At 67.1% G+C, this 9857-nt stretch carries 11 protein-coding genes; 3 read left to right on the top strand and 8 right to left on the bottom strand.

What is annotated here, in order from left to right; genetic code table 11:
- Window positions 1-95 precede the first annotated feature (95 nt).
- The 3 genes from radC (at window position 96) to B0E41_RS16555 (ending at window position 2479) form a co-directional block, all read left to right on the top strand.
- Window positions 96-788: a DNA repair protein RadC gene (radC, locus tag B0E41_RS16565; protein WP_077332294.1), complete on the top strand. Its 693-nt coding sequence runs from the start codon at window positions 96-98 to the stop codon at window positions 786-788.
- A gap of 341 nt (window positions 789-1129) precedes the next feature.
- Window positions 1130-1771, top strand: coding sequence for a Smr/MutS family protein (locus B0E41_RS16560; protein WP_077332292.1), 642 nt, complete (start codon window positions 1130-1132; stop codon window positions 1769-1771).
- Window positions 1772-1846: 75 nt separating this feature from the next.
- Entirely contained in the window at window positions 1847-2479 is a 633-nt protein-coding gene (locus B0E41_RS16555; RefSeq protein ID WP_077332290.1) for a DUF4124 domain-containing protein, read from the top strand.
- Window positions 2480-2500: 21 nt separating this feature from the next.
- Here B0E41_RS16555 and B0E41_RS16550 read toward each other — a convergent pair whose 3' ends face one another.
- From B0E41_RS16550 to fdh3B, 8 genes are all read right to left on the bottom strand, one after another.
- The gene (locus tag B0E41_RS16550) at window positions 2501-2908 is read right to left on the bottom strand and encodes a group II truncated hemoglobin (RefSeq protein ID WP_077332288.1); all 408 of its coding nucleotides are present in this window, start codon (window positions 2906-2908) and stop codon (window positions 2501-2503) included.
- A 5-nt stretch (window positions 2909-2913) separates the two neighbouring features.
- On the bottom strand, window positions 2914-5457 hold the full coding sequence (locus B0E41_RS16545; protein ID WP_077332286.1) for an FtsX-like permease family protein: 2544 nt from the start codon (window positions 5455-5457) through the stop codon (window positions 2914-2916).
- Window positions 5458-5730: 273 nt separating this feature from the next.
- Complete coding sequence (gene upp / locus B0E41_RS16540) at window positions 5731-6363, bottom strand: uracil phosphoribosyltransferase (RefSeq protein ID WP_077332284.1); 633 nt, start codon at window positions 6361-6363, stop codon at window positions 5731-5733.
- A gap of 57 nt (window positions 6364-6420) precedes the next feature.
- Complete coding sequence (locus B0E41_RS16535; RefSeq protein WP_077332282.1) at window positions 6421-7296, bottom strand: formate dehydrogenase accessory sulfurtransferase FdhD; 876 nt, start codon at window positions 7294-7296, stop codon at window positions 6421-6423.
- 96 nt (window positions 7297-7392) lie between these two features.
- Window positions 7393-7749: a hypothetical protein gene (locus B0E41_RS16530; protein ID WP_077332280.1), complete on the bottom strand. Its 357-nt coding sequence runs from the start codon at window positions 7747-7749 to the stop codon at window positions 7393-7395.
- A gap of 19 nt (window positions 7750-7768) precedes the next feature.
- Window positions 7769-8983: a formate dehydrogenase subunit gamma gene (locus B0E41_RS16525; RefSeq protein ID WP_077332278.1), complete on the bottom strand. Its 1215-nt coding sequence runs from the start codon at window positions 8981-8983 to the stop codon at window positions 7769-7771.
- A 13-nt stretch (window positions 8984-8996) separates the two neighbouring features.
- The gene (locus B0E41_RS16520; RefSeq protein ID WP_171984792.1) at window positions 8997-9248 is read right to left on the bottom strand and encodes a hypothetical protein; all 252 of its coding nucleotides are present in this window, start codon (window positions 9246-9248) and stop codon (window positions 8997-8999) included.
- Window positions 9245-9853 (bottom strand): formate dehydrogenase FDH3 subunit beta, encoded by a 609-nt coding sequence (fdh3B, locus tag B0E41_RS16515; RefSeq protein ID WP_077332276.1) that lies wholly within the window; start codon window positions 9851-9853, stop codon window positions 9245-9247. Before fdh3B ends, B0E41_RS16520 begins: the two co-directional genes overlap by 4 nt.
- Window positions 9854-9857 lie beyond the last annotated feature (4 nt).

Here is a 9857-nt window from a genome sequence, read left to right as displayed (position 1 = left end):
GCTGGCAAGGCCATTCATGTGTGTGTTTCCCTGGGTGTGCCCGCCACGCAACAACCGCTATTGTAAAAAGCGGGCACACCCAGGGAAACACACACATGAATGGCCTTGCCAGCACAGGACTCAAGAGCCTGCCCATTGATGCGCGACCGCGCGAAAAACTCCTGGCCAGAGGCCCATCCGCCCTCAGCGATGCCGAGCTGCTGGCCCTGCTGCTGCGCACCGGCATGGCAGGCAAACACGTGATCCAGCTTGCCCAGGAGCTGCTTGATCGCTTCGGCGGCGTGGGCGGCCTGTTGCACACCGGCGCCGACGCGCTGAAAGTCATCAAGGGCCTGGGGCCGGCCAAGCGGGCCGAGGTGGTGGCGGTACTGGAACTCGCGCGCCGGGCGCTGGCACAGGAGCTGCAGCAAAAGCCCTTGTTCGACAGCCCGAAAGCCGTGCGCGAGTACCTGCAGCTGCAACTGGGCGCGAAAGCCCACGAGGTGTTTGCGGTGCTGTTCCTCGACAGCCAGAACCGGCTGATCGCACTCGAAGAGCTGTTTCGCGGCACCCTCACACAAACCAGTGTGTATCCGCGTGAGGTCGTTCTCAGGGCCCTGCACCACCATGCCGCGTCGGTGGTGCTGGCCCACAACCACCCCAGCGGCGAAGCCCGCCCCTCGCGCGCCGACGAGGCGCTCACGCAAACGCTCAAGGCGTCGCTGGCGCTGTTGGACGTGCGGGTGCTCGACCACTTCATCGTGACGCGAGATCAAGCGGCGTCCATGGCCGAGATGGGGTTGATTTAGGGCGACGCTGAATAAGCCCCCGTGGATGCAGGCGCCTGCGGTCGGGATGGGCTGCAAGGCGCAAAACGCAGACGGGCCGGGCGGCCCGGCGAGGCTTTGCAACGCCGCAGACCGCCCGAGAGCAGGATGCCCGCGCCACGAGGGACTTTTTCAGCGTTGCCTTCGCCCCCCTGCGCCGCTGCGCGGCTTCCCCCGTTGGGGGACCACACCATTGGACCGGCGAAGCCGGATCTTCGGTGTGTGCGGGGTTGGGCACGCGCTCCGGCTGCCTCAAGGCCATCCTGCTCGGCCATGTCGGTTCCAAGGCGCTGGGTACTTCTCCTGCGCGAGAATGATCCACCATGAAATGGCGCTCGCTGTCCGAACTCAAGACGCTGCACAAGGTGATCGCCGACAGGGCGGCTGCCGAGGTGGTGGCGCGCGAGGCTGAGCGTTTGCGGTTGCTGCGGATTGATCGCGAACTGCGCCTGTTCGAACTGGCTGTAGGCCCCGTGCAGCCGCTGCGCGACCGGCGCCTGGCGATCCATCCGCGCCGACCGGTGTCCACCGAGCCCCGGCAGCGCCAGCTCGACGAAGACGCCGTGATGCGTGAAGCGCTGTCGGACGAGTTCGATGTCGAGACGCTGCTGCACACCGACGACCAGCTGAGCTACCACTGCCATGGGCTCGGGCCCGATGTGATGCGCAAACTGCGCGAAGGGCACTGGAGCATCCAGCGCCAGATCGACCTGCACGGCTTGCGGGTGGACGAGGCGCGCGAGGCGCTGGGCCGCTTCGTGCGCGAGTCGCACCAGCTGGGTCTGCGCTGCGTGCGCGTGGTGCACGGCAAGGGCCTGGGTTCACCCGGCCGCGCGCCGGTGCTCAAGGGCCGGGTGCTGCGCTGGCTGGTGCAGAAGAAGGAAGTGATGGCCTTCGTGCAGGCGCGGCCGGCCGAGGGCGGGGCCGGGGCGCTGGTGGTGCTGCTCAAGCCCGTGGGGCGCTGACCGCTTGGCAGGGCTCAACCACCCCTACGGTAAAGTCCCTGCCAGTGCAATCCGATCCACAGGGAGGAGCCGGGGATGGTTCGTCATTTTTCTTTTTTCAGGTGTGCGTGCGTTTTCGGCCTGGCGTTGCTGGCGTGTCACGCATCCGCGGCGCCGCTGTACAAATGCAAGAACGCCAGTGGTCAGACCGTCTATTCGGACATCGACTGCCGCACCAACATCCCGGTCGCGGCTCCGCGCCCGGCCCAGCCGATCAGCAAGTTCGCGCAGACCGCCCCCGTCGACAAGCTCAGCCAAGCGGTGGTGGAAAACGTGCTACAGCTGGCGCGGGAGTCGTCCGACCGGTTTGACCACACCACACTGTGCGGATTGGCGGCACCGGACCTGACGTTCAACCTCGTCGACCACAGCACGTCACCTGCGATCGTCAAGTCCGGGGGACAGAGGGCGGTCTGCAAACTGCAACGGGAATCCGCCCGCGAGCTGCAATCCAACGGCCTCAGCGTGTCCAGCGCCTTGAGCCAGATGAAGATTCAGGTATCGGAAGACGGCTCCCAGGCCACCGCGAAGTACGTTCTCACGGCACGCGTCTCCGTCAATGGCACACCCGCTTTCGGAATGCGATGCGACAAGGATGAAGTGCTGGCACTCTACAGCGGCAAGGCACTCTTCAAGCGGGCCTCAAGTTCCTGCTCGCCAACCCCATAGGTGTGCGCAGCGCCCAGCCCGTCAAGCTGGCCTGTTGCGCATCCAGTCGGCGGTCTTGAAGAAGCTGTCTTTCAAACGACCCCGCAGATCCTCGGGCACACCGGTTTCGCCCATCGCCTGGTCCATGCAGGCCAACCACTGGTCGCGCTCGACGATGCCGATGGCAAAGGGCATGTGGCGCATGCGCAGGCGCGGATGGCCGAAGCGCTCTTCGTAGTGCGACGGTCCGCCCAGCCAGCCGCACAAAAACCAGTGCAGCTTCTGCCGCGCGTCGTCCAGCGTGCTGCCGTGTGCGGCGCGCAGTTCGCGGTAACCCGGCTCGATGTCCATCAGGTCATAAAAGCGGTCCACCAGCGCCCGCACGCGGGCTTCGCCGCCGATCCATTCAAATGGGGTGGTGGGGGAAACGGGAGATTCAGAAGCGTTCATCGGGGTCACACCGCGGCGCGGCGCAAGGTTTCAACGACCGGGGTGCGCAACACGCTGCGCAGGCCCCACCAGCCGGCCATCAGGGCCAGCACACCGCCCGCCAACGCGCCGCCCAACGGCACCCAGAGCGACGGCTGCCAGCTGAATTCGAACACGAAGCGCGCCAGCGCCCAGCCCACGCCCATGGCGACCACCGAGGCCAGCAGGCCCGCGAGCAGACCCACGCCCAGCAGCTCGATGCGCTGCACATCGCGCAACAGCTTCGAGCCCGCGCCCACGGCGCGCAGCACCGCGAACTCGCGCTCGCGCTCGCCGCGCGTGGCGGTGATCGTGGCCAGCAGCACCACCAGCCCGGCGGCCAGCGCGAAGGCAAACAGGAACTCGACCGCGCGGATCACCTGGCCCAGCACGCGCTGCACCTGCGCGATGGTCTGGCTCATGTCGACGTTGGTGATGTTGGGAAACTGGCGCACCAGTGTGTTGTCGAAGCGCTGGTCACTGTCGGCCACGCGGTAGGCGCTGATGTAGGTGGCGGGCACATCGGGCATCTCCGCGAGCGGGAAAATGACGAAGAAATTGACACGCATGGAGCCCCAGTCCACCTTGCGCAGGCTGGTGATGCGGCCGTTCACCGCAACCCCGGCCATGTCGAAGCCCAGGGTGTCGCCCAGCTTCAGCCCCAGTTCTTTGGCCAGGCCCTCCTCCACGCTCAGGCCGTCGGCCTCGTTGGCGGTCCACCGGCCCTGCACCACCTTGTTGTGCGGCGGCTGCACCGCGGTGTGCGAGAGGTTGAACTCTCGCTCCACCAGCCGCTGCGCGCGCTCGCTCTCGTAGCTGTCGGGCTGCACCGGTTGGCCGTTGACCGTGACGAGCCGGCCGCGAATCATCGGGTACCAGTCGAACTTCTGTATGCCACCGTCGCGCAACGCCTGCTGAAAGGCCACGCCCTGCTCGGGTTGCACGTTGATCACGAAGCGGTTGGGCGCGTTGGGTGGCGTGGCATTGCGCCAGCTGGCGATCAGGTCGGTGCGCAGCAGCACCAGCAGCACCAGCGCCAACAGGCCCACGGCCAGCGAGCTGATCTGCACCACGGCGTAGGCCGGGCGCGCCGAGAGCTGGCGCGTGGCGAGCACCAGCGCGCGGGGCGCGGTGGCTTCGTTCACGCTGCGTCGGAGCAGCCACACGGCGCCCCAGCTCACCAACGCGAACACCGCCACCGCCACGGCAAACCCCCCCACGGCGATGGCGCCGAGTTTGAGATCGCGCGCGGCCGCCAGCAGCAAGACGGCAAAACCGGCCACACCCAGGCCCAGCACGGCCAGCGTCGCGGGCTTGAGTTGCCCCACATCGCGCCGGATCACGCGCAGCGGTGGCACCTGCGCGAGTTGCAGAACGGGCGGCAGGCCGAAGGCCAGCATCAGCGTGAGCCCCATGCCCAGGCCCAACAGTACCGGCCAGATGCTCGCGGCCGGCAACGCCGCCTCGACCAGGCCGGCGAGCAGCAGCACGAAGACGTGGTGAAAGGCATAACCGGCGAGCACACCCAGCACGCTCGCAGCGAGACCGACCAGGATGAACTCGAAGGCATAGGCGCGCGCCATCGCTCCCTGCGACAGGCCGAGCACGCGCATCATGGCGCAGTCGTCCAGATGGCGCTGCGCGAAGCCGCGTGCCGCGATGGCCACCGCCACGGCGGACAACAGCGCCGCCAGCAACGCCACCAGGTTGAGGAATTTTTCGGCGCGCGCCAGTGTCTGCTGCATCTCGGGCCGCCCGCCTTCGAGCGACTCCAGGCGCAGGCCGCGCACATCGGGCTTGGCGATTTCGGCCTCGGCCCAGGTCACGAAACGCTTCACCGCCGCGTCGTTCCCGGCCACCGCAATGCGGTGGTTCAGGCGGCTCGCGGGCTGCACCAGACCGGTGGCCGCCAGGTCGGCGGCGTTGATCATCACGCGCGGCGCGAAGCTCATGAACCCGGCGCCCCGGTCGGGCTCGACCACGATGACCTTCGCCAGCATGAGGCTGGCATCCCCCAGCAGCAGCGGCTGGCCGATCTTCAGGTCGAGCGCGACCAGCAAGGCCGCATCGGCCCAGGCCGTGCCCGGCGCCGGGATGCCGCGTGTGACCACATCGGGCGCTTCGGGCGCATCCGCCACCCGCAGGTTGCCGCGCAGCGGGTAGCCGGGCGACACCGACTTCAGCGCCACCAACCGCGCCGCGCCGCCGTCTTCATCGCGCGCCCGGCCCATGGTGGGAAAGCCCAGCGTCTGCACCGTCTGCAGGCCCAGGCCGCGCGCCTGCTGCTCGAATGCCGGGGGTGGCGGGTTGTCACTCTGGATCACCGCATCGCCACCGATCAGCGCCCGCGCGTCCCGCGTCAAACCGCCCTGCAACCGATCAGCAAAAAACCCAACCGCCGTCAGCGCCGCCACCGCCAGCGTCACCGCCAGCAGCAGCAACCGCAATTCACCCGCGCGCCAGTCGCGCCAGAGCGAGCGCCAGCCGAGTTGCCAGAAGGAAGGGGGGGTGGAAGTGGGTGCGACAGACATGCTCAGACCTTAACGCAAGCGGATCATCCGCGCGGCGTGCTCCGGTTTGAGAGAGAGCGAGACGGATTGCTCACGGGAGACCTTTGCGCTCGTGGCCCTCACCCCAGCCCTCTCCCAGAGGGAGAGGGAGTGGAGGCACGGCGCGCCGAGCGCTTTCACCGGAGCGCGTGCCCCATTCGAGAACGCGGCGGAACTGGCTTCGCCAGGCCGCTCGCGTTGCCCCTTGAGGGGCGGAGCCGGTTACACGCAGTGAACCGGCGATGGGGGTGGGCTCTACTTCGTCCCGAAGATGCGGTCGCCCGCATCACCCAGCCCGGGCACGATGTAGCCGTGCTCGTTCAACTCGCGGTCCACCGCCGGGGTGTAGATCGGCACGTCGGGGTGGGCATCGTGGAAGGTATTGATGCCCTGCGGACAGGTCACGAGGCAGACGAAGCGGATCGAGCGCGGTTTCGTCTGCTTCAGGCGGTCCACGGCGGCCACGGCCGAGTTGCCGGTGGCGAGCATGGGGTCGAGCACGATCACGTCGCGCTCTTCCATGCCACTGGGCATCTTGAAGTAGTACTCCACCGCCTGCAGCGTGGCCGGGTCGCGGTACAGGCCCACGTGGCCCACGCGCGCGCCGGGAATGACCTGCAGCATGCCGTCGAGAAAGCCGTTGCCGGCACGCAGGATGGACGCGAGCACGATCTTCTTGCCGTCGATCACACGGGAGTTCATCTTCTCCAGCGGGGTCTCGATCTCGATGGTCTGCATCGGCATCTCGCGCGTGAGCTCGTAGGCCAGCAGCGCCGAGAGCTCGTGCACCAGCTCGCGGAAGCTCTTGGTGCTGGTGTCCTTGCGGCGCATCAGCGTGAGTTTGTGCTGCACCAGGGGGTGGTCAATGATGTGGACGTCGCGGCTCATCGGCAAGGCTCTCTCGGCGGGTGGGGGCTGGCCCCTTTGGCCGGCGGGGACCTGAGTTTAGGCGGCTTCTGACGGTGCGACCGGTGCCGCTTTGCGCGCTGCCACCGGTTCTGCCGGGATCGCGTCGAACACCAGCCGCTCCGGGTGTGTGTAGCAAAGAAAGCGCGTGTTCGTCGCGCGGCCGATGGCGCACAGACCCACGCGCTCGGCGATCTGCTGGCCCATCTGCGTGATGCCTGAGCGAGAGACCACCAGGGGCACGCCCATCTGCGCCGACTTGATGACCATCTCACTGGTCAGACGTCCGGTGGTGTAGAACACTTTTTGCCCGGCTGGCAGGCCGAGCTGCAGCGACATCCAGCCCGCGATGGTGTCGACCGCGTTGTGGCGGCCCACGTCCTCCACAAACAGCTGCAGCTGATCGTCGACAAACAGCGCACAGGCGTGCACCGAACCCGCCGACTTGTAAGTGCTTTCTTTCAGGCGGATGGTGTTGACGATGCGGTTGAGCTGCGACTGGCGCAGCACCGCGTCGGGCGGCAGCGCGATGCGATCGATCTCGTCCATGAGCCCGCCAAACACGCTGCCCTGGCCGCAGCCGGTGGTGACCACTCGTTTGGAGGTGCGCTCTTCGATGCGATCGATGCCGTGTCGCGTGACCACGGCGGCGGCGCCCACCTCCCAGTCCACGGTGATGGATTCGATCTCGCTCACCGAACCCACCAGGCGCTGGTTGAGCAGAAAGCCCAGCACCAGCCACTCGGGGTGCGCGCCCAGGGTCATGAGCGTGACGAGTTCGCGTTTGTCCACGTACACCGTGAGGTCGCGCTCGGCAGGGATCGAGACCGTGCCGGGCTGGCCGTACTCGTCCACCACCGCCACCGCCCGGGTGAGTGGTGCGATGGCCTGGGTCAATCGGGGCAGGGTCGGCACGGGGGAAGGGTCAACAAGGGTCACGGCGGGGCTCACAAAAGGAAGAAGGCCCGAAGGCCTTCTACATGATGCATCAGGGGAAATTCAGGCGCTGCGTCAGGACTTTTTGGCCGGGGCGGCGGCAGGGGCTGCGGGCGCGGCGGGCGCTGCAGCAGGTGCGGCAGCCGCCGCAGGCGCAGGCCAGACAAAGGGGCCGGGATCGGCGCAGGGTGGCGTCGCCGTGGCCGGCTTTACGGTTTTGCCTGCCGCGGCGGCGGTCTTTTGGTAGTTCGCGGCCGAGCGGTCCATCGACAGGCACAGTTTGTAGGCGTCCACCTTGCCGGTGTGCGCCGTCTTGGCCTTGGCTTCATCGGCCTTGGCTTTGGCGGCGTCGTCCAGCACCGGAGCGGGGAGCTTGGCCATGGCGCTGACCGATGCGGTCAGCAGCAGGGAAACGATCAGGAATGATTTCATCGCAAATGTCCTCAGATGATCAGGCTTTGGCGGTGGCGTCGCTCACCGACGGCCCTGCCTGTTGGCTGCGCTGGGCAGGAATCTTGCCGGCCTTGATGTCGTCGTACCAGAGTTCGTGGTGCTCCTGGGCCCAGGCCTCGTCGACATGGCCGGTCTTCATGGCACTGTAGGCGCCCTTCATGCCGACGGTGCCCATGTAGATGTGGCCCATGATCAGCGCCATCATCACCAGCGCACACACGATGTGCAGCATGTGCGCAATCTGCATGTCGCCGCGCAGGTACAGCATGCCGGGCAGCAGTTTGTCGAGGAACAGGCCCGAGCCCACCACCACGATGCCGGGGATCGTGATGCCCCACCAGAACAGGCCCTTCTCGCCCGCATTGAAGCGGTGCGAGGGCACTTCCTTGTCGCCCAACATGCCACCCAGCTTGGAGAGCCAGACGAAGTCGGCCGCGTTGGCGATGTTGTCCTTGATGAAGGTCACGATCACGATCAGCAGCGACACGGCGAACAGCGGGCCCACGAAGTTGTGCAGGTTCTTCAGCGCAAACGTCAGCCAGCCAAACAGCGTGGTGCCGATGACAGGCAGGATGAAGAACTTGCCGAAGGCCATCACGATGCCCGACACCGCCAGCGCAACGAAGGCGCCCGCGTTGGACCAGTGCGCCGCGCGCTCCAGCGGCGTGAAGCGCTCGATCGTGCGACCCGTGTCCTTGAGGTGTCCGCCCAGCGGCCCCTTGGTCATGTAGAAGATGGCGAGGGTCAGCAACACGATGAACAGCAGCGCCCCGCCGTAGGGGATCAGCCAGTCGTTGCGCACCTGCCGCCAGGCCTCGCCGGCGTTGGTCAGGCGCGAACCCGGGTACTGCACAAACGGCTGGATCAGGTTGCCCGCCTCGGGCGCCTGGCTCAGCGGCAGGCTGCTGAAACCGGTGACACCCTTGCCCACGTCGCGCCACATGGGCGCGTTGTTGCCCGGTTGCACCTGCTTGCGTTCGGCGTTGGTCTGTTCGGCGTACTTCGGGTCGGTGCTGGCGTCGGGCGCAATCTCGAAGATGTTCGCGCTCTTGACGCCTGCGTCGGCCGGTGCGGCCTGCACGGTGTCGGCTGGCGCTGCGGCACTGGGGGCGGTCTGGGCCGATGCCCAGCCCACGCCAAGTGCCAGCAGCGCTGCGATCAGGCCGCCGCGCCAGGGGTGTTGAGAAGAAGAAAAGAAAGAGGGCCGGGTCATGGCTGTCCCTCCGTCAGGGCTTCGCGCCCATGCGCGTGTAGTCGTTTTGCCCGTATTGGGCGCGCGCCTTGAGCTGTTGCTCCCAACTGGCCTTGTCGCCCACCTTCCAGCCGGCCTGCGCGTACTGGCTGGTGCCCACGCCGGTGTAGGGCGCATCGTCCTGTTTGACGCCCTGGCCGGTGAGGTCCTGCGGCGTCTCGCCGCAAGCCCCCAGGGCCAGCACGGCAGCGGCCATCGCGATTCGAAAGAGACCAGGCTGCATCATGATTTGGCTCCTTCCTTGGGGGCGGTGCCGTAGGCCGTGCCCCAGCCCCAGACTTCGGCGCCCTTGCCACGGCGCAGCACGCGGGTGCGGAAGATGTCGGCCACGGTGTCGCCGTCACCGGCGATCAGGGCCTTGGTCGAGCACTGCTCGGCGCAGGCTGGAAGCTTGCCCTCGGCCAGGCGGTTGCGCCCGTACTTCTCGAACTCGGCGGCGCTGCCGTGCTCTTCAGGGCCACCGGCGCAGAAGGTGCACTTGTCCATCTTGCCGCGCACGCCGAAGGTGCCTTGCGAGGGGAACTGCGGTGCGCCGAAAGGGCAGGCGTAAGAGCAGTAGCCGCAGCCGATGCAGACGTCTTTGTCGTGCAGCACCACACCTTCGTCGGTGCGGTAAAAGCAGTTGACCGGGCAGACCGCCATGCAGGGGGCGTCGCTGCAGTGCATGCAGGCCACCGAGATCGACTTCTCGCCGGGCACACCATCGTTGAGCGTGACCACGCGGCGGCGGTTCACGCCCCAGGGCACTTCGTGTTCGTTCTTGCAGGCCGTGACACAGCCGTTGCACTCGATGCAACGCTCGGCGTCACAGATGAATTTCATTCTTGCCATCGTG

It is taken from the genome of Hydrogenophaga sp. A37 (assembly GCF_002001205.1).
Taxonomy (GTDB): domain Bacteria; phylum Pseudomonadota; class Gammaproteobacteria; order Burkholderiales; family Burkholderiaceae_C; genus Hydrogenophaga.
The sequence above is the reverse complement of the archived record's forward strand: the minus strand, read 5'-3'. Positions and strand labels throughout refer to the sequence as shown.

Bases quoted from the DNA above. Each gene is read 5' to 3' on its own strand.
- radC (WP_077332294.1), top strand. From the start codon at position 96: ATGAATGGCCTTGCCAGCACAGGACTCAAGAGCCTGCCCATTGATGCG.
- B0E41_RS16560 (WP_077332292.1), top strand. From the start codon at position 1,130: ATGAAATGGCGCTCGCTGTCCGAACTCAAGACGCTGCACAAGGTGATC.
- B0E41_RS16555 (WP_077332290.1), top strand. From the start codon at position 1,847: ATGGTTCGTCATTTTTCTTTTTTCAGGTGTGCGTGCGTTTTCGGCCTG.
- B0E41_RS16550 (WP_077332288.1), bottom strand. From the start codon at position 2,908: ATGAACGCTTCTGAATCTCCCGTTTCCCCCACCACCCCATTTGAATGG.
- B0E41_RS16545 (WP_077332286.1), bottom strand. From the start codon at position 5,457: ATGTCTGTCGCACCCACTTCCACCCCCCCTTCCTTCTGGCAACTCGGC.
- upp (WP_077332284.1), bottom strand. From the start codon at position 6,363: ATGAGCCGCGACGTCCACATCATTGACCACCCCCTGGTGCAGCACAAA.
- B0E41_RS16530 (WP_077332280.1), bottom strand. From the start codon at position 7,749: ATGAAATCATTCCTGATCGTTTCCCTGCTGCTGACCGCATCGGTCAGC.
- B0E41_RS16525 (WP_077332278.1), bottom strand. From the start codon at position 8,983: ATGACCCGGCCCTCTTTCTTTTCTTCTTCTCAACACCCCTGGCGCGGC.
- B0E41_RS16520 (WP_171984792.1), bottom strand. From the start codon at position 9,248: ATGATGCAGCCTGGTCTCTTTCGAATCGCGATGGCCGCTGCCGTGCTG.
- fdh3B (WP_077332276.1), bottom strand. From the start codon at position 9,853: ATGGCAAGAATGAAATTCATCTGTGACGCCGAGCGTTGCATCGAGTGC.